Below are 20,189 nucleotides of genomic sequence, written 5' to 3'. Positions count from 1 at the left end.
ATTACAGTTATATTTCTTCCATTAAGTTTACTACCAAAGCGGTCCATCCGGTTTGATGTGAAGCTCCTACACCTCTACCACTGTCTCCGTGAAAATACTCATAAAACAGGATCAGGTCCTTAAAATGTGGGTCCTGATATTTTTTTTCGTGTAATTGGTGAATAGGTCTGTTGCCGTTCGCGTCCTTTTCAAAAAGTAGAATCAGTCTTTTCCCAATTTCATCACTAATATCCTTTAAATTCATCATATTGCCATTACCTGTTGGATAAGAAAATTTCAACTTATTTCCGTAGTAGCTATGATATTCCCTTAAGGAATTGATGAACAAATAGTTCATGGGCATCCAAATAGGGCCCCTCCAGTTGGAGTTTCCTCCAAAAAGTCCAGTGGTGGACTCCGCTGGTTCATAATTTATCCCATAGGTTTTTCCATCTATCTGAATGGTGTAAGGGTTTTCGTGAACCTTGGATAGGGACCTTATACCATATTGGGAAAGAAATTCATTTTCGTCTAAAATGCTTCCTATCAGTTTTTGCAAACGCTCTTTTGGCACCAATGATAATAATACATCCTTATCTTCGAAGTACTCCTCCATTACCTGATATTTTGCGTTTTCTATGCGGTGTCTACGAAACCACTCCATACTTTTTCTAAACCGAGGAAGTTTGTCCAAGTATTCTTTTTTGATATTCAATACCGCCGTAAGGGATAACAATCCTGAAATGGAGCGCACCTTAATAGGTGTGGAATCGCCATTTGGAAACACCAACTTGTCATAGAAAAATCCGTCATTCTCATCCCAAGAACCATTATAATCCTGACTAATATTGTTTAAAGCTTCTGCAATAAAAACAAAATGCCCGAAATATTTCATGGTCATATCCTCAAAAGATTTGTCTTCCAGGGCTATTTCCAAAGCCATTTCCAACATGTTTAAGCAATACAGTGCCATCCACGAGGTTCCATCTACTTGTTCCAAGATACCTCCTCCCGGAATATCCCGACTACGATCAAAGACCCCAATATTGTCCAGGCCTAAAAATCCACCCTCAAAAACGTTGTTTTCAAGACTATCTTCCCTGTTCACCCACCAGGTAAAATTAAGGGCCAATTTATTGAACATCCGTTTTAAGAATACAAGGTCCCCTTTACCGGTCTTCTTTTTCTCCATTTGATAAACCTGTATGGAGGCCCAAGCCTGTACGGGTGGATTAACATCGCTGAAATTCCACTCATATGCCGGTATCTGTCCGTTAGGTGCCATATACCATTCTTTGGTAAACAACAACAGTTGATCCTTGGCGAAACTGGAATCAACCAAAGCCAAGCTAACACAATGGAAGGCGGTATCCCAGGCTGCGAACCAGGGGTATTCCCATTTGTCCGGCATAGCAAGGATATCGTGGTTCCTTAGTGTTTTCCATGCCTTGTTTCTACCGTTAAATCTACTTTTTGGTGGGGGCATTTCTTCATGGTCACCGTTCAGCCACCTTTCCACTTCGTAATTGTAATATTGTTTGGACCATAATAGACCGGCAATAGCCTGTTTCTGTATTTCTTTGGATTCTTTAGAGGCCGATTTAAATGTGGCATCCAGAAATTCCTGCGATTCTTGGATTCTTTTAGTAAAAGCAGTTTCGTAACCCTTATCGAAGGGGGATTCCAAGGTAGAGGCGGTCAATCTCAATTTAATCGTTTTTGTTTCCCCGCCCTTAAGGTTCATCTCATATAAAGGTGCGAATTTGGTGCCCTGAGTATTTTTGGAAATTATGGAATAATCGTTGTTCACCACAGAGTTGTGAAAAAGATCCTTTTTAAAGGGATGGTCGTTGGGCTGTGCATAAACCTTTTCCATATTGGTCTCGTTCTCGGTAAACAGCAGTCGGCTTGGCTCTTCAAAATATAGGTTGTATTTGCCAACATAAATATGGTTTATGGAGACAAAGGTCTGGTCTTTAAGGATCTGTTTTTTTATGATGGGTTTTTCCGGCATACCAACGAAGCTCCATAGATTTCTGGTCCAAAGGGTAGGAAGGACATGTAGGGCAGCAGACTTTGAACTTCTGTTGACAATGGAAATCTTTATAAGAATATCTTCATTATCCGCCTTGGCATATTCGGTTATGACATCAAAATATTCATTGTTATCTAGAATGCCGGTATCCAAAAGCTCATATTCAAATTCGTTCTTTCCCCGCCTCCTGTTTTCTTCCACTAATTGTACATAGGGAAATTCGTTTTGTGGATATTTGTACAAATGCTTCATATAGGAATGAGTAGGGGTATTCTCCAAATAATAATAAAGCTCCTTAACATCTTCCCCGTGATTCCCTTGAGGCCCTGTTAGGCCAAAAAGTCGCTCCTTCAGAATTGGGTCCTTACCGTTCCAAAGAGCTATTCCAAAGCATATATTGCAATATCGGTCGGATATACCTGCAATACCATCTTCTCCCCATCTATAAGCCCTACTGCGGGAATCTTCATGGGAAAAGTAGTTCCAGGCATCTCCATTCGGACTGTAATCTTCCCTAACCGTGCCCCATTGCCGCTCACTCAAATAGGGCCCCCATTTATGCCAATCCTTCGTTTTCGATCGGGAATCGTCCAATCGTTTTTGTTCTTGAGCTGTTCTTTCTTTAGTCATTCCGTAATATCAAAAAAAGGTTATGCGGTTGCTTAGTGTCTTGCGCATCCGGTACCTTTGAATTCTATAATTAAAGATAGGATATGTTTAACACATATTTAACCTGTCAATCGTTTAAATGATAACTTGGATGGCATTTTTTTTGAGGCTAATGATAAACAAATGGAGGCTTAATTAAAATCTTTTGAGATGAAAAAAATTGTGTTCACCCTGCTGTTGGGTTTGTTTCTAACCGTATCCCATGGGCAGGACGACCGCAGCAAATCCAAGGTTGATCTGGCGGAAGAAAATAAGGACAGTATTTCTGTAGATAAACCGAAAATTAGCTGGAAGGTTAATAAGAAATATGATGAGGCAGGTAATGTTATAGGATATGACTCCATATATTCCTATTCTTACGACAATTTCAAGAACTTGCCAAAGGACATGGATTTGGATAGTATTATGGAGTCTATGAAGTTTTTATCGCATGATAATTTATCCTCTTTTATAAAAGACCATAATTCGGGGCAGTTTATGGATATCGATTCCCTGCTGAACGGCAACCAATATTTTAATGATTTCTTTGAAAGACAGCACGGCAATAACTTTTCGGACATGCGAGAACTGTTTCAACAAATTGATTCCCTTCAAAATTTGATGATGGAAAGGCATCGGAGTTTTAAACCGGAGGCTATAGAGGAAAAGTCTAAAATGTAGGCAAATAACCCTTTTGCAGAAACCTAATAAATACAATAGATCTTTCGTTGTAAGTGAAATTAACTTGTTGCAATTTGGGATATTGCAGAATTTTTAACAGTAATTGTGCTATTCTGCAAAAATGTACATTGTACGTTTCCAAATAAATCTCTATCTTGACCAACCAATTTTAATGTAAAACAGAAATAACTAAACAAACAAGTAACACCATGACCAATATTAAAAACAGTAGAAGGGATTTTGTTAAGAGCAGTGCTCTAGTAACAGGAGCATTGATTTTACCTACCATGCAGATGGATGCTATGGTAAATGTAGCTAACGACAAGAAATTGAAGATAGCCTTAATTGGTTGTGGTGGTCGTGGTACAGGTGCGGCACAACATGCCTTAAAGGCGGATCCCAATGTAGAATTGGTGGCTATGGCAGATGCTTTCGAGGACAGGTTGCAGGGAAGTCTTATGAATTTGCAGAAGGAGTTTAAGGATACTAAGAAGGTAAATGTTCCCAAGGCCAATCAGTTTGTTGGCTTTGATGGTGCTGAAAAGGCCATAAACATGGCCGATGTAGTAATTTTGGCTACTCCTCCAGGATTTAGACCACAGCATTTTGAATATGCCGTTAATGCAGGAAAGCATGTATTTATGGAAAAGCCAGTGGCTACAGACGTACCAGGTGTAAGAAAGGTTTTGGCAGCGGCGCAAGTGGCAAAGGAAAAGAAATTAAACGTAGTGGTTGGTCTTCAAAGACATTATCAGGACAACTATTTGGCGGGAATAAAGCATATTAAGGATAATAAGATAGGAAAGATAGTTTCTGGGCAGGTGTATTGGAACAGTGGTGGTGTATGGGTAAGGGAAAGACAGCCTGGACAGTCCGAGCTGGAATACCAGATGCGCAATTGGTATTATTTCAACTGGTTGTGCGGAGACCATATCTTGGAACAGCACATCCATAATATAGATGTTGCCAACTGGTTTATTGGGGAATACCCAGTATCGGCACAGGGATTTGGTGGAAGGCAAGTAAGGACTGGAAAGGACCATGGGGAAATTTTTGATCATCACTTTGTAGAATACACCTACCCAAGTGGTGCGGTAATCGCCAGTCAGTGCCGCCATATGCCGGAAACCATGAGTAGGGTAGCCGAAACATTCCAAGGTACCAAGGGTACTATTGAGACCTATGGTGACAATACCTTTATTAAGGATTATGCCGGTGGGGAAATATTTACCCATCGTGGAAAGGATGATCCTAACCCTTATCAAGTAGAGCATATTAAACTTTTCGAATCTATCAGAAACAAAGGTGTTATTACCGATGCGGAGAATGGAGCTTTTAGCACTATGAGTGCCATTATTGGCAGAATGGCTACCTATTCCGGTCAAGTAATTAAATGGGAAGAGGCTATGACTTCCAATATTGACCTGGCTCCGGACAATTTAACCTGGGATTCCCCAGCACCGGTGCAGCCAAATGCTGATGGTACTTATAACATACCAACTCCAGGGAAGACGGTTGTGATTTAAGTTTTAAATACAATAATAATTGATCCCAAACTTTCTATAAACTAAGAAAGTTTGGGATTTTTTTGTTGGTCCATATAGCGTTAATAGAACTACCGAGCCAATTTAAACAAGGCTAATTTGCAATAGTTGTTTGTTAACGGTCTTGGCCCTAATATTTTTTATTGTTTTTTTTCTATTGTTTTCCACATCCAGGATTACAATGGTATATTTTTCTTTATCGAATACTTTGGGGGCAAAAGTATTGGTTGCCATACGAATGGAATAAACCAGCTGATTATTATTGTCGAAAACTGAAATAACGGGTTTGCTTGCGTCGACAACCTTTATGGTAGGCAACCAGGCTACTGCCTTTTTACCATAATTGTCTTTTTGCTTTATGGTGATGGGCCACCCTGGAAATTGTTCATTTTTTGTACTACCTGGGTCGGCATATCTGGGCCAACAGGCCGTGGTTATGGTTCTTTCTTTCTTGTTGAAGGTTACTAATCCATAACCAGTTGCCCTATTATGTACAATGGCCGGCTCAATCCCGGTATCGAACGGATTGCCCACGGCATGTACGGATAGTTTGTTGCCAAATCCGTCCATATGGTCCCCTACATAGGCCGGGTTTTCATAGGTATGGGAATCACTATTTACTTCTGGCCAGAATCTTCTGGGCCAAATATTGTTCAAGGCAGGACCAGCAAAGGCATAACCGCTGTCTCCATGCTCGTCTGTGCCATATTGGATAAAACTTCCCAAATGTTGGTCGCCAGCAATATGAAATGCATAGCATTTTCTGATGGCTTCGACGGCCTTATCCCTTTCGTTAGCTGGCCAACCGTTGGAATCCATATCCACGGTAGGGACATCCCCAAGTACGTATTCTCCTTTTTTAGGAATAGGTAAGGAGGGGACCACGTCATCATTTAAGGCTGTTTTGGGCAAGGTGGCCACAGTGGCAAAATTGGTCTGTGATAGCACTACTTTTATTTCGGCCCCATTATTCCAATCCTGGATCCAGTGATCTATAAAATCGTGCTGCCTTTTTCCCAAAAGTTCGGCATCTAGATCCCTGTACTGTTTTATATCGAAATCTTTGTTTTGTATCCAACCGTTCCTTACCTGGGCCTCTGGAGGCAAAACATGCTTGGGTGCCGATTTAAATTTTCGGTCCTCTAGGATGGCAAAACTAATGCCTGCGTAGTTCCAGTGAGTGTAGTAGACACCGATATTCTGTTGAACAGGGCTAGGATCGAAGGGATCTGGTAAATGGCTGGTCTGTGTAAATTGCACCATGTTTACCCATTCCGCAGGCATTTTATATCCTCCGGAATCCTGTGCCAACATGCCATGGCCATCACTGGTATCGGCTTTTTTACCACCTTCACCCCAAACGTTTCCGTGATACACGTCATGGTCATCTGGGATTATGGCACAGGGTTTATGTCTAAAGAGTTCGCGGTAAGACCAACCGAACATCATCCATTTTCGCAGATAATCCAGACATAGATCGTCCAGGTCACCATCGCGTTCTGCCCCAAATCCACCTGTGCCTTCGTAAAATTGATCCCCAAGGAAAAGAATGATGTCCGGGTCTAATTTGGCTACATTTTCAGAAATGTCATTATCAGGGAATCCGTAATGAAAATTACAACTAAAAACAGCTGCTGAAACGGATTCTTTATTTAATGGCTCTTGGGCTATAGTACCTTCATAAGTGTATTGGTGGATTTCATTTTTTAGAGGAATTTCCACCAATATTCGGTAAGGAATATCCGAATTGGCGGTCCAATTCTCAACTGCGAAGTTTACCGCTCTGCCGATATGTTCCAACTTGGTATTGGTTGTGGTTTTCCAAACGCCCTGTTCTTGGAACTGTAGCACCACGGAATGACCTTTAATTTCTTCTATAGGCGCTAATTGTGCGGTGAGTTTTAGCTTTTTGTCGTGAAGGGTGTATTGTGCAAAGCAAATAGGACCATAAAGTTGATCGCGGTTAGAAACCAAATTGTCTGAAGATATACTCCAGTTGGAAAAACCGGCCGAAGGTTGGGATGTGTTACTCTTAGCCGTCATTAAATCTGCGAGCAGGGCAAAATTGCCTTCAACACTGGTACCTTCAACTGCTATGTTTTCCTGGGTATGAATTAATTGATCGGTTATGGAATCCTGTATCAAAACCTTTAATAGGTATTTGTTTTCGGAAGGCCTAAACTCTGCCACCAATTTGTAGTTATTTGGAATTTGTGAAAGCTTGGTTTCAAAGGTTTGATTTCCGACCAGAAGGGTGCCACTAGGGTTAAGTCCTATATCCAGTCCCTTACCAAAAACAGCAGCGGATCGGTAATCCTCGAAGGGACCTTTACATCCCAGTCGTATTCCCAAACAACCTTTATCGGTAGGTGATATATTATTATTTAATAAGTTTATTTCCAAGCTTACCTTTAATGGTGACAGATATTCTGTTTTTTGAACGGTCAATAATTGAAGGTTTCTATTTTCAGCACTAATGCTGCAAACGACCGTCCCATTTTTAAGTCGCCAATCCTGCAATCGGTTTCCCCAGTATTCCGGACCTACCCATTTCATATCTGGCCAGTTGTGCCAATTGCTCTCAAATTGTATTGTTTCAAGTATTTTATTGTGGCCGACTAATCCAAAAGGGAATGCCGAAGTGGAAAAGCTGGGCAATAGGGTTCCGAGCGCTATGGTCTTGATGTATTTTCTTCTGTTCATGCTGGTTAACTTCAAGTTGTGCAAAGTAGTATAATCGTTGTCATTATGGCTAAAAATAAATAAAAAAATGGTTTGAAATGGGAACCAAAGTTGCGCCAAAACAAACCATTTTAAGGTATACCAAACTAGTTTATATTATTCCTTTATCTTGGTATATGGTATTTTCATTTTTATCTCCCAGGTACCGGAATCATTTATTTTGATTCCCCAGCGTATATAGGCCCTATTTCTAATTTCTCCAGTGTCTGGATCTATATAAGGTGTCCAATCTTTAGGTCCATTATCCGCTTCAAAGGCTGCAGTGTCCACTGTAAAGGCATCATCTGTGGTCAGGTAATACATTAAATAAGAATTGGTCCCTGTAGCATACGTTCTTCCGTACTGAGGGAACGGTGGTGCAGGTAGTGAGAATGTTGAACCAGTTGCATCAACTTCCGTATCTACAGAATTGTCATGATAGTTTTGCAAGAAGGTTGACCCGGATGGATAGAAAACCACCTTTTCTGGATTTAATGGTTTATCATAACTGTCCGCGATGATCATTTTCACTTTAACCCCCAAAGCTGGTTCTTCACTTACCTTGGTTACAGTGATATAAGGATGGGTACCATCCAAAACACTAGGAACACCATCATCAAAATCGTTCATAATGGTGGAGGTATAGGCAATGTCATAAGCGCCGCCACCTTTGCCCAATTGGAGTCTTGAACGCATTTCTGTGGGGAATTCAACCGGTTGAAAATCATCCAATTTTACTATTACAAAGTCATCCAATTGACGCTCACCCCTTACGTTGCTAGCTTTAACGTTTACCTTGTAAATGTTATTATTTGTTACAAACTTACTCGCTTGGGTAAAGGCCAACTGTCCACTCACTTCATTGATCATAATAGTTGGATAATCCCCCAGTTCCAACTTTTCTTCCACTAATGCCAAGGTAGTATCGGTTTCGGCATTAAAGGCGGATTTCCAAGTTAAAAGTTCATATTCGTCGAACAAATCGTTGGTAGGGTTGCCCTCGGCATCCGTGATACTAGTAATCTCCCATTTTAAAGGGTAGGTTGATCCTTCTATGGCTGGAGCGGCCCCAACCTTAAACACCCCACGTGGAACGGCAATAGTGTCTTCCAGAGCGTGGATATTGTCACTGATATAACCCACTTCGGGTGGCTGACAAGATGCAACCATTACGATAATGATCAGTATGGAATATAATATATTTTTCATCTTTTTGTTTTTATGGTTTTTATTAGTCCCTTTCGAAATTGAATAAAGTATGGTTTCCTTGTAGGACATGAATAACGCCATTGGTAGAGATTAAATTTGAAGTTTTTACCACCACCTTATCATCATCATCTATGTTGTCCCATTCGTCCCAGTCATCACCTTGTTTATAGGTGAAATAAACATATTCGGGTTTGGAATCCAATTCATTATTATATTGATCTGTTGGTTCCAAGGAAATTCTTTTTTCTTCACCATTTACAGCAGTATAGATTTTTCCTTGGTCCTTGGTCATGTTCTCCCTTCTTATTTTTCCGGAAAAAATATAACCTCCCATATATTTGGTAAGGGTATCCAAAGGAATATCGTTGATGGTATATTCTGCTTGCGGATCTATTTCCCTCATATCGGCCAATATAGCGTTGACATAATTCTTAATGGAAAGATTATTGGGTGCAAAGATGGTGTTGTTTCCATTCACCAAATCGGCCATTCCCGCTTTTTCAATTAATAGGGCCAAAGTATCCAACTGACTGTGGGCTTTAAAAAATTCCATGGTGGTAGTTCCCACCTCTGGACTGCTAATACCTCCATCTACAAGGTAGTTTCCATCCTTATCACAGGAATAAAGGACTACTACGGCTGTTAGTATGATTATTATTTTTTTCATCGTGATTGTTTTCTTTAGTTCTAAAATTAGTCTACAATTTACCTCTCCAGTATTCTGTTTGTAGAATGGAAGGATTCCTCGAAATTACTGAAGGAAGGACAGGCCAAAAATATCCTTTTTTGGCATTTCTTGCTTGGTTTACCCATGGCACTCCATCGTAATAATCCATACGTATTCTATCATAACCAGATTGGGCTTCACCTACAAATTCAATTGCGCGTTCATCAAATATGGCCTTCATTAGGGATTCGCGGTCTGTTCCTCCTGTATAATCTGGAACATTGGCTTTGCTTCTAATCTCATTTAAATCAGAAATGGCAGGACCCGATAGATCTTTTCTGGCATTGGCCTCTGCTCTTAATAAATACATATCTGCCAACCTGAATATTAAGATATTGGATTCAGAAAATTGGGCATAGGCATCTTCGGAAGCTTCATCCTGTGCAGAATGGGAGTATTTCTGTAGGTAGGAGTAGTCTGCATTGGTTCCATATTCATAAAAGAAAAGATCCTTACGAACATCGTTGGCTCTATCGGCATCTGTAGCCATCATCTCATTACCGTAGAAATCTGGATCCATATAAGGACTTATTCCAGTATTAACACTTTGCCAAACAGGGTAATTTAAGGTTAGTCCAGTATGGTTATCATCATATTGAAGCAACCTAAAGGATTCGTTCATATCCGAGCTGATATTGATTTCGAAAAGCCCAGTCTTGGATTGACCAATACACATTTCATCAAACCCCTCTTTTCCCTCGTTCACATAATCGATTAAACTGGCACCACTATTATTGATAACTGATGTAGTTGCGTCAATGGCTTGCTGTAACATCTCGGGATTGTCATTGTCCCTTCCTGCATACCAAAGTGTAATGTGGGCCTTTAAGGCCTCTGCGCTTGCCTTGTTGGCGGTTATGGCCCAATTGGAGGCTCCTGGAGTGGAATACCGCAATAATCCAATAGATTTATTGGCGGCTTCCAGGGCATAATCCAATACTTGCAATTCATCAACCCTTGGATTTTCCACAATGTACCCGTCTTCAGAAATAAGCTGATCGGAGCTTTCTATGGATTGCTCTACAATAGGCACATCTCCCCAGATACGGGCCATATAAAAATAGGTCAGTGATCTAATGAAGGCAGCTTCTCCCAAAAGACGATTTTTTTCAGATTGGGAATCGAACATATCTACGGGCATATCCGCTATATATTGTTCAATGGTATAAGCCCAGTTGGCAGCTCTATAGAAGTTTTTCCAATTCATGGAAGCATCTCGGTAAGCCAATACGTAATTGCCACTACCTTCAATGTAGTTAACGATCCAGTTGCGACTGTTCATAAAAGTCATTCCGGTCCATTCACCCCAATATAGAAAATTGGATTGAGTCATAATAGCTTCCTTAAAAAGGCCATAAGCACCAGCAACAGCCTGTTCAGCGTTGGCCTGGCTATCCCAAAAGACGTCTGGATGGGTTATGCTTATCGGCTCCTGGTCCAGTAAATCGGAACAACTGGCTACACCTAGTAAGCCCAGGACCATGATATATATTTTAAAACTCTTTATCTGTTTCATCGTTTATAATTTAAAATTTAGTATCAATTCCAATGGTAATTGTCCTAGCTTGTGGATATCCATTTCCATAGGTATGTCCTTTGGCATCAACCATGGAGGCATCTACTACCTTCTTGGATCTCTGCCATTGGTATGGGTTCAACATTGCTCCGTAGATTCTTAAACGGGATAGGCCAATGTTCTTCATGAAGTTATCGTTCTGATCAAAAGTGTATCCAATGGAAGCATTGTTAACTTTCCAATAATCACCACTTTCTATCCAAAGGGTCTGATTGCCCCTGAAGCCGTAAAATGCTCCAAGTGTTGGACTCTGTGGGTACATGGCAGGAAAGTCCACACCGGCAGCACCATCACCAGGCTGTTGCCAGAATGTATATTCACTTAGGTCGGCAAGTCCTCTTCTGGCCCAATCATCACCACCCCTATCGTAGCTATCCATATAACTGTTTAATACGGTATTCTTTATATCGGCACCAAAGGAGAATTGACTATAGGCCTGGAAGTACCATTTTTTGTACTGCAAGTTTATATTGAAAGAACCGGTTATATCGGGAATAGGAGAGTAGTCTGTAGTTAATTTTAGATCGTGCTCTTCATTAAGTAAGTAATCCCCGTTAAGATCTTGCCATATTGGAAAACCTGGACGGATATTGGCCCAAGCGGATTTTCCTTGCAAAGGTTCTCCAGTAAATGGATTTACAGGCAATTGATCTAGATCATCAATGATATAATCATTAATGAACATCTTGTACAGGTTAAGCGGACGACCTACAACATAACCATAATCTCCACCTATATAATCCTGGTTGCCATTTGGCAATTTGGAAACGTAGTTTTTGTTTTGGGCAAAACCAACGGACAATTCCATTCTAAGGTCGTTCTCCCTAGGGAAAACGTGGTAACGTAGCATGGATTCCCAACCGTAATTAATAACACCAGCCACGTTGGTAGGGGCCGAGTTGTAGCCTGAATAAGCAGGGAAAGCTACGTCAAAAAATAGTTTATCTGTATTTTTGTTATACGCATCAAAAGCCAAACTTACCCTTCTGTTGAACATATCCAGATCAAAACCAACATTCCACTGTTCAGTTTCTTCCCAAGAAAGTGATGCGTTTCCAATTTGGTCATAATTTGGAATAACCCCGGTAACACCTCCGTAACTGGAAACGCTCATTTGGTTGGCCCAGTAAGGATTTCCACCATAACCTAAATTGTATTTTCCGAAACGTAGGTAATTTTCTGGGAACTGCTTCCCGTTAATACCCCAGCTACCCCTGATCTTTAAATAATCTATAAAACTGGAAATATGGGGTTTAAGGAAGGGCTCATCCGAAATGACCCAACCCGCATTTAGGGAAGGGAACTTGGCCCAACGTACATCTTTACCAAACCTGGAAGAACCATCAATACTGAAGTTTCCACCCACCATATAACGATTTTTGTACTTATAGCTCACACGTCCAAAATAGGATACCAGGGCATTGGCACTAATATCGGTATATCCACTTATTTGGTCTTGGGTGTACCTGTTGTTAATTGTTTGAATAGCATCACTACCAAAACCAAAGGCGGTCATGGCCATGTCTTCGTATTGGTTATAATCTACCCTATTTCCCAATACTCCAGTTACTTCATGATCGTTATTGGCGCCTATGTTTTTAAAGAGGCTTAAATAGGTTTCAGCGGTCAAGTTTTTCCTGTTGTACAAAGCGTAACTAGCAAAGCCATCTCCTTCCGTTCGTATAGTAGACGGCTCATAAAAGTTCTTTTTATTGCTGTCATAAACAAAGCTTAGTTGTGAATTTAGGCTTAGACTAGGTAGAAGATCAAACGTAGCAAAGTTGGAGATGGTAAAGTTTACGGTCCTATCCTCGTTTAACTTGCCTTCCAGCTCCCCACTTAAGGACTGTTTTCTTTCGTCCGTAATATAAAATAGGGAAGATTGAAGTCCGGCCGGATCTACTGGTAGGGATGAGTTAAGGTTGAAACTTCCTTGATAAGGATTTCCTTGTCCAGTTTGTAGATCGGTATGTGTAAACCTGGTAATTAATTGGTTGCGAAATTTTTCCCCTGCCTTAAAATTAAGGTTGGAGGAAAAGGTAACCCTGTCTACCCCGGTACCTTTTATAACACCTTCTTGGTTATCATAACCTAAGGAAACCCTATAGTTGGTTTTTTCACTACCCCCGCGGACACTAAAATCGTACTGCTGATCAATACCGGTTTTATAAAAAAGACCTTGATAATCTACATTATTATTAAAGGCAGGGTTTATACTATCGGTCAATACCATTGGTGTTTGTCCGGATTGTAATTCATCCGTATGCCACCATCTTTGGATCATTTCCATTTTGGCTTGGCGTTCAGCACCTCCTACCAACATGGGGACCAAGTTGGGTTTTGGCTGTAAGCCTAAACTGGTGGAAAACGAAAATTCCGGTTTGTCCAGTGCTACACCTTTCTTGGTTTCGATAATTATAACTCCATTGGCTCCCCTGGATCCGTAAATGGCCGCAGCGGAGGCATCTTTAAGTACATCTATACTCGCTATGTCGTTAGGGTTAAGTGAAGCTAAAAAGTCAACGTTGGAAACACCGTAACCTGCTAAATCCTCAAGACTTGTCTGAACCCCATCAATTACATATAATGGACTACTGTATGCCAAATCGGCGTCAATATCCCCACCTATACTTGTATTACCACGAATAATTAGAGCTCCACGACCTGCGGGTGCACCTGTCATATTCACACTTTGGATTCCGGTAGCTTGGGTAGCTATTAGTCCTGATACATCCAATACAGGTATTCCTTCAATATCATCGCTCTTAATACTTGAAACGGCACTGGTAACATCCCTTTTAAATACCTTTTGGTACCCAATCAGAACTACATCGTCCAATTGTGTGGCATCTGCAGCCAGGGTGATAGTGACCTGTGTTTGGTTTCCCACAAGGATTTCCTGTGGCTTAAAGCCAAGATAGGAAACTGCTAAAATGGACTGTGGACCCTGTACGTTTATATAAAAATTACCGTCAAAGTCGGTTTGTGTACCGGTAGAGGTTCCTTTGACTACGACAGAAGCACCCGGTAATGGTACTCCATTGTCATCGAAAACGGTTCCTTGGACCGTTATATTTTGGGCATGGGCAAAATGACCTACGCTCAAAATTAGAATTAGTAAATAAAAAAATGGTTTTTTCATTGATCTAGTTTAAATTAATAATCGGTTGATGTTAATGTTTGAAAAATTCTTTTCGAGCTAATTTTTTTTAATGCTTCTATCCATATTTTTTAAGGTTTTAGTGTTGATGTAGAGTTGGCTACTTTTTTAAACCCATTCCATTTTCATGAAATGGGTTTTGAAAAACAACTCACTCAAACAACTCAATAAGTAATTCAATATTCACTTCTTAATATGTGTCCTTTATCCAGTTATATGGTTTTCTCTTGATCCACGTGCCTCTGGTGAAATCGGGGAAATCCTGTGGTTCGCCATTATTTTCTATAGATAGTTCGGAAAGTGGAGTAACCGCACTCCAAGCCGCAGCGTCATAAGCATCCATCGGTGGGGCAATATTTTCCTTGGCCGACTCTATAAAGGCATTCATTACATAAAAATCTATACCCCCGTGACCAGCTTCAGTAGCGCTGCTTCCAAATTTTTTCCAAAGAGGGTGATCATATTTTTCGAACCAAGAATCCATATTTTCCCATCCATGTCCCTCAGTAGTACCTTCTATGTGGATTCGTTGCGTGTGGTAGTCGAAATCCGTAAGTCCTTGGGCTCCCTGAACTTTAAATCCTAAGGAGTAGGGGTGGGGATTGTTCACATTATGGGTAACTATGATGGTCTCCCCGTTGGAGGTTTCTATAGTAGAGGTAATGATATCTCCCTGCTTAAACTTTAATTTGGCATTGGGATGATTTTCACCGGCCGTATCCACAATATATTTGTGCAGACCAACACCTTTGGTAGCATGGGAGGTAAGTGATAAAAATCTGTTGCCCCTGTTTATATCTGCCATAACAGCGATAGGTCCAAGACCGTGTGTTGGATAGACGTCCGCATTTCTCAATAAAGAGTGTTGCGTCCTCCAAGCCGATTCGGAGATGCCTTTGTCGCCAAATTCGGCACCTTTTCCGTAGGCCGTTTTTCCGTCATTGAATTTTACCCCACGCAGATCATGCTGATATCCACATCTGAAGTGTAAAAGTTCTCCAAAGACATTCTGTTTTACCATATTTAATACGGCAAGTACATCCCTTCTATAATTAACATTTTCCAATATCATTAGATGGGAACCGGTTTCTTCATGAGTATTTACCAAGTCCCAACATTCCTCAAGGGTATTGGCGGCCGATACTTCAAGACCAGTATATTTACCGGCCTTCATTGAATCTACGGCCATTTTGGTATGCCATAACCAAGGTGTTGCAATGACCACGGCATCTACTTCCGACAGTGCCAAAAGATTTTTGTAGTCCTGCTCATTTTTCCCAAAAGCTTTGGCCTTCTTCTGACCTGCCTTTAGTATATGATCTTGTGCAATATCAATTCTGTTTTGGTCTATATCACAAATGGCCGTGATTAAAACATCAGATCTCTTTAGTAGGTTGTCCAAATGATTGGTCCCCCTTAGTCCAACACCAATTACCCCAACTTTTATTTTTTGGGAGTCTTTTGCGAAACCATTTCCTAAACTGAGATTAGGCAACAAGGCTATACCTGCTCCCGTAATGGCGGTCTTCTTAATAAAATTTCTTCTCTGGTTCATATTTACTTTAATAGCTACTTCTTATTAATGTTTCGCAAATATTAATATTGTGTTAATTATTTAGGTGTCCTTTTTTTGCGTTCTAGGGGTAAATTTTCGGATAATTTCGATATTTGAAGTTTTTTTCCACCTTTTTGCAAAAAACACCTCCTTTAAGTTGACACCAATTATGGGTACATTTGTTTCGAACAGAAAAAGAAAGGATTAACAGTAAATTAAGCGCCTTGAGCAAGAAATTAAATAGGAATAAAATATACACTCTTTATGTGCTGGGGCTGTTTTGCTGTTCTTATTTATCTGGGCAGCATTCCGCCAATTTTATCCACCTTTCCAGTAAACTGGACAATCAAAATATTAAGGTTACCCATACTGTGCAGGACAGCCTTGGATTTGTTTGGTTGGCCCACTCGGAAGGAATTTCCAAATACGATGGTTACAATTTTGAATTCACGCCCAAAGGATCAATTTTTAAGGAGGATACCGCTTCGGATGAGGTAAAAAAAATATTGAGGGATTCGAAAGGGGTAATTTGGGTCCTATCCATGAATGGGCAAATATCCTATTTGGAAAAAAATGGAACCTTTTCATCCATAGATAACTCCGTAAAGGGTTTCCAGAAAAAGCACAAGGTCAATATTGTCAACGAGGATAATGGTATTATTTGGTTGGCTACGGATAAAGGTTCCATATATGCGTATGACCACGGTAAGGGAATTGTGGATAGTATAACTACTATTCCTGTTAATGCTTCAGGAATTAAAGAAATTAATTCTTTGGTCGTTAGAAAATCGGATCAACTTATAGTAAGTACTTTAAAGGGACCCATTTATATTTATTATTTGGGAACCAAGCGTCTGGAAAAATTGGAGGTGCCCTATGACTATACCTTGGCCGATAACAATTTACTACTGCTGGATAAAAAAAATAGACTATGGATAGGTTCCTCCTATGTAGGGCATGGAATAATGGTTTATGATTTTGACAAAGAATCCTTTGTTCAAGACGAGATCATAGATCAGCGATGGAGTAGTCAGTTAAATGAATTGTTTACAGCAATGTATTGCGATGTAAATGGTTTTATTTGGTTGGGAACGGATGGCAATGGCCTGTATAGGCTGGATACCGAGTCCGGGGAATTGAAGATATATAAGCACAATCATCTTAATGGGTTTTCCCTGAGCACCAATACGGTAATTGGAATAAATGAAGACCTAAAGAATAATTTATGGGTACTTACCAATTATGGGGATATAAACATACTTCGCAATAAGAATAATCAGATAAATTATCACTCCGGTGCGGTGCAGGGAAGCCCTGCCAGAGTGTTGTCTTCTTATAGGGCAAAGGATGGAACACTTTGGATAGGGACGGACGGGGACGGAATTACCAAGGTAGCTGCCAACGGAAAGGAAGAGCAATTTTTTAACAATTCCGCCCAAACTAAAGGATTTTATATCCACTCTATAAATGAGGATAATAGTGGCAATATATGGATGGGGACCTATAAAAATGGACTGTGGGTTTATAATGCCCAAAGAAATTCGTTCTCCAAGCTGCCCTTGAGCAATTCCAAAAATAATATGGTAATGGACGTTCGTTTTATTTTTAAGGACTCCAAACGTAGATTATGGGTAACGACCGACATGGGAGTTTATTTATTTTCGGACAGAAACATATTGTTGGCACGCTTCGAAAATGGTACAGCCGGATTGGTGGGGTCCATTTCCCAGTCTGTTGTGGAAGACGCTTCCGGGACGGTCTGGCTATCTTACAATGGAGGTGGTTTATTTAGGTTCAACGAAGATGGGAGTGATGTTTCCAAATCCAATTTTACCCGGTTTCAACATGTAACCGATACTCTCATTACCAATAGGAATTATGATATCTGGTCCATGGCCGCCAGCAATGCTGATGCCATTTGGTTGGTAATGGTTAGTGGAGAATTAATTAGATTTAGCATTGAGGATCAACAAGTTGAGAAAATAGATATAAACGGAACCTATGACAACACCATCTTTAGGTCCGTAATATTGGAGAACCAGGATAATTTATGGTTGGGTTCAACTAATGGAATCTGGCATTTAAATGTAAGGGATTCTATATCGAGGGTGTTTCAAAAAATAGATGGACTTCAAGATGACTCCTTTATGCAGCGAAGTGCCCATATGGGTTGGGATGGAAATATATATTTTGGAGGGTTAAATGGGGTAAGTTACTTTAAACCCAATCAGATTAAGAAAGAAGAAACAGTAGCTAAATTATTTATTGAAGATATCGATATCTTAAATCAACCCGCTATCAACGTCATTCCCGAACAAGTGGAACAGGGGGTGGAGAAGTTGGAGGTGTTGAAACTGGATCATGACCAATCATCTTTTTCGTTTCGTTTTTTGGCAATAGATAATGTGCTGTTTTCCAATTATACTTATGCGTATAGACTTAAAGGGTTTAATGATAACTGGATCGATTCCGAAAAGGAACGTTTGGCAACCTATACCAATATTCCTCCAGGGAATTACGTTTTTGAAGTTAAGGCCAGTACTGGTAATGGGGAATGGGACATAAAAGAAAAATCGGTTGCCATCAGTATTTTAAGGCCATTTTGGAGATCACAACCGGCCCAGCTGATTTATTTACTTCTGTTTGGCGGCCTCCTATATGGAATGGTCATCTGGATAAGACTAAGGAACAGGGTAATTGCAGATGAACTGGAACACAAACATGAAAGGGAGCTATATGCTTTAAAAATGGATTTCTTCGCCAAGATGTCCCACGAAATACAGACCCCTTTGACCTTGATTTTGATTCCCTTGGAGAACATGTTGCAACGTGCGGTAAAAAGTGGTAATGTACTGCTGCAACAACGGCTCAAGTTAATTTCCAACAATGCCAATAGATTGTCCCGAATTGTATTTGAACTGACCTCCCTACGGGACAAGGAATTGGAGAAACTGGTATTAAGGGCAGCCGAACACAATATCGTTGCAGATCTAACGGAAATAACCAGTTCCTTTGAGGAGCAGGCCATGTTCAAGGGTATCAATTTTAAATGTAGTTACCCTAGTGATGAATTGAAAATGTGGTATGATAAAGATAAAATGGAACATATTTTTTTTAATCTTCTATCCAATGCCTTCAAATTTACACCTAAAGGGGGATCTATTACGTTGGACGTAATTGTGGAAGATTGGGATAGGAACGTAAAAATATCCGTTACCGATTCAGGACCTGGTATTCCCAATGAGGAGCTCGAAAATATTTTCCAATTATTTTATCAGGCAGATACAGGGAAGCAAAAAATAGGAACGGGGATAGGCTTGGCCCTTACTAAGGAACTGGTGGACCTGCACCATGGAAAGATCGATGTAAAATCGGACCCGGTGAAGGGAACCTGTTTTAGCGTAAGCTTTCCTATTGATAAAAACAGGAATGAAAATGTACAAAATGAAGTAACCTTGGAAGAGGCTATTATGGAAGTTGATGATGTTGAATATGAATTGAAGGAGGAAAATTTAGGTACGACTACCGCTAAATTGGCTAAGACCATTTTGGTGGTCGAGGATAATTATGAACTACAAATATCCTTGAAAGATATTTTTGCAGATTACTATAATGTTCTCTTGGCAGAAAATGGGGAAGAAGGCTATGCCCTGGCCCTGGAGCATAACCCGGATCTAATAATAAGTGATATTATGATGCCAAAATTGGACGGTATCGAAATGAGTAAAATGCTTCAAAGAAATGAGCTCACTACCCATATTCCAATTATTCTACTTACCGCTAAAAAGGCAGCAAAGAATAAAATTCTGGGCCTACGGGCTGGGGCTGTGGAATATATAAACAAACCCTTTAATATTAATGAACTGGTTTTAAAGGTGAATAATATCATTACCCGTAGTGATAGGTTAATAATGAAATATAAGAACGACCTAATCACGGCGCCCAAAAATGGAGGAAATAGGTCCCAAGATGAAGTTTTTCTGGAAAATCTGGTGAATCTTGTGGAAAATCAGATTAGTAATCCAGATTTTAAGACCGAAGATCTCGCTCAGGATCTAAACATGAGCTATTCTGCTATTTATAGAAAATTTCAAGGGTTAACTGGGAAGAAAATAGTGGATTTTGTTAGGACCATGCGCCTAAAAAAGGCAGCTGTTTTAATTAGTGATTGTAATTATTCCGTATCCGAGGCGGCTTTTTTGGTAGGTTTTAACGATCCCAAATATTTTTCAAAATGCTTTAAAAGGGAGTTTGGTAAGAGCCCAAGAAAGCTAAAGGGAAAAGTAGGCCACAACGAGGGGTTTAAATTAAAGTGAACAAGACAAAACATTCAAGGATAACTGTAAAATTTCAA

Annotated in this window: 10 protein-coding genes; 3 read left to right on the top strand and 7 right to left on the bottom strand. The window is 40.2% G+C overall.

The annotated features are described in order from the left end of the window. Positions 1-7: 7 nt before the first annotated feature. Complete coding sequence (locus tag BUA60_RS11130; protein WP_072861856.1) at positions 8-2,644, bottom strand: MGH1-like glycoside hydrolase domain-containing protein; 2,637 nt, start codon at positions 2,642-2,644, stop codon at positions 8-10. A gap of 189 nt (positions 2,645-2,833) precedes the next feature. Between BUA60_RS11130 and BUA60_RS11125 the strand changes: the two genes are divergently transcribed. After that, positions 2,834-3,343: a hypothetical protein gene (locus BUA60_RS11125; RefSeq protein WP_072861855.1), complete on the top strand. Its 510-nt coding sequence runs from the start codon at positions 2,834-2,836 to the stop codon at positions 3,341-3,343. Between the two features lie 209 nt (positions 3,344-3,552). Next, positions 3,553-4,869, top strand: a complete 1,317-nt coding sequence (locus tag BUA60_RS11120) for a Gfo/Idh/MocA family protein (protein WP_072861854.1) — start codon at positions 3,553-3,555, stop codon at positions 4,867-4,869. Positions 4,870-4,971: 102 nt separating this feature from the next. On the opposite strand, the gene BUA60_RS11115 is transcribed toward BUA60_RS11120, so the two are convergent. From BUA60_RS11115 to BUA60_RS11090, 6 genes are all read right to left on the bottom strand, one after another. Further along, entirely contained in the window at positions 4,972-7,590 is a 2,619-nt protein-coding gene (locus BUA60_RS11115; RefSeq protein WP_072862066.1) for an alkaline phosphatase D family protein, read from the bottom strand. A 135-nt stretch (positions 7,591-7,725) separates the two neighbouring features. Continuing rightward, positions 7,726-8,817: a DUF5007 domain-containing protein gene (locus BUA60_RS11110; protein ID WP_178346991.1), complete on the bottom strand. Its 1,092-nt coding sequence runs from the start codon at positions 8,815-8,817 to the stop codon at positions 7,726-7,728. A 22-nt stretch (positions 8,818-8,839) separates the two neighbouring features. Continuing rightward, positions 8,840-9,484 carry a fasciclin domain-containing protein gene (locus BUA60_RS11105; RefSeq protein WP_072861852.1) on the bottom strand — a complete coding sequence of 215 codons (645 nt, stop codon included), beginning with the start codon at positions 9,482-9,484 and terminating at the stop codon, positions 8,840-8,842. Between the two features lie 31 nt (positions 9,485-9,515). Further along, positions 9,516-11,060 (bottom strand): RagB/SusD family nutrient uptake outer membrane protein, encoded by a 1,545-nt coding sequence (locus BUA60_RS11100; protein ID WP_072861851.1) that lies wholly within the window; start codon positions 11,058-11,060, stop codon positions 9,516-9,518. A 10-nt stretch (positions 11,061-11,070) separates the two neighbouring features. Next, the gene (locus BUA60_RS11095) at positions 11,071-14,262 is read right to left on the bottom strand and encodes a SusC/RagA family TonB-linked outer membrane protein (RefSeq protein ID WP_072861850.1); all 3,192 of its coding nucleotides are present in this window, start codon (positions 14,260-14,262) and stop codon (positions 11,071-11,073) included. Positions 14,263-14,470: 208 nt separating this feature from the next. Beyond that, positions 14,471-15,835 carry a Gfo/Idh/MocA family protein gene (locus BUA60_RS11090; protein WP_072861849.1) on the bottom strand — a complete coding sequence of 455 codons (1,365 nt, stop codon included), beginning with the start codon at positions 15,833-15,835 and terminating at the stop codon, positions 14,471-14,473. Positions 15,836-16,059: 224 nt separating this feature from the next. On the opposite strand from BUA60_RS11090, the gene BUA60_RS11085 reads away from it, so the two are divergent. Then, positions 16,060-20,151 carry an ATP-binding protein gene (locus tag BUA60_RS11085; RefSeq protein ID WP_143153173.1) on the top strand — a complete coding sequence of 1,364 codons (4,092 nt, stop codon included), beginning with the start codon at positions 16,060-16,062 and terminating at the stop codon, positions 20,149-20,151. Positions 20,152-20,189 lie beyond the last annotated feature (38 nt).

This window comes from Arenibacter palladensis (genome assembly GCF_900129275.1).
Classification (GTDB): Bacteria; Bacteroidota; Bacteroidia; order Flavobacteriales; family Flavobacteriaceae; genus Arenibacter; species Arenibacter palladensis.
The sequence above is the reverse complement of the archived record's forward strand: the minus strand, read 5'-3'. Positions and strand labels throughout refer to the sequence as shown.

Excerpts from the sequence above, each read along its gene's own strand:
- BUA60_RS11130 (WP_072861856.1), bottom strand. The coding sequence starts at position 2,644 with ATGACTAAAGAAAGAACAGCTCAAGAACAAAAACGATTGGACGATTCC.
- BUA60_RS11100 (WP_072861851.1), bottom strand. The coding sequence starts at position 11,060 with ATGAAACAGATAAAGAGTTTTAAAATATATATCATGGTCCTGGGCTTA.
- BUA60_RS11090 (WP_072861849.1), bottom strand. The coding sequence starts at position 15,835 with ATGAACCAGAGAAGAAATTTTATTAAGAAGACCGCCATTACGGGAGCA.
- BUA60_RS11120 (WP_072861854.1), top strand. The coding sequence starts at position 3,553 with ATGACCAATATTAAAAACAGTAGAAGGGATTTTGTTAAGAGCAGTGCT.
- BUA60_RS11095 (WP_072861850.1), bottom strand. The coding sequence starts at position 14,262 with ATGAAAAAACCATTTTTTTATTTACTAATTCTAATTTTGAGCGTAGGT.
- BUA60_RS11110 (WP_178346991.1), bottom strand. The coding sequence starts at position 8,817 with ATGAAAAATATATTATATTCCATACTGATCATTATCGTAATGGTTGCA.
- BUA60_RS11105 (WP_072861852.1), bottom strand. The coding sequence starts at position 9,484 with ATGAAAAAAATAATAATCATACTAACAGCCGTAGTAGTCCTTTATTCC.
- BUA60_RS11125 (WP_072861855.1), top strand. The coding sequence starts at position 2,834 with ATGAAAAAAATTGTGTTCACCCTGCTGTTGGGTTTGTTTCTAACCGTA.
- BUA60_RS11115 (WP_072862066.1), bottom strand. The coding sequence starts at position 7,590 with ATGAACAGAAGAAAATACATCAAGACCATAGCGCTCGGAACCCTATTG.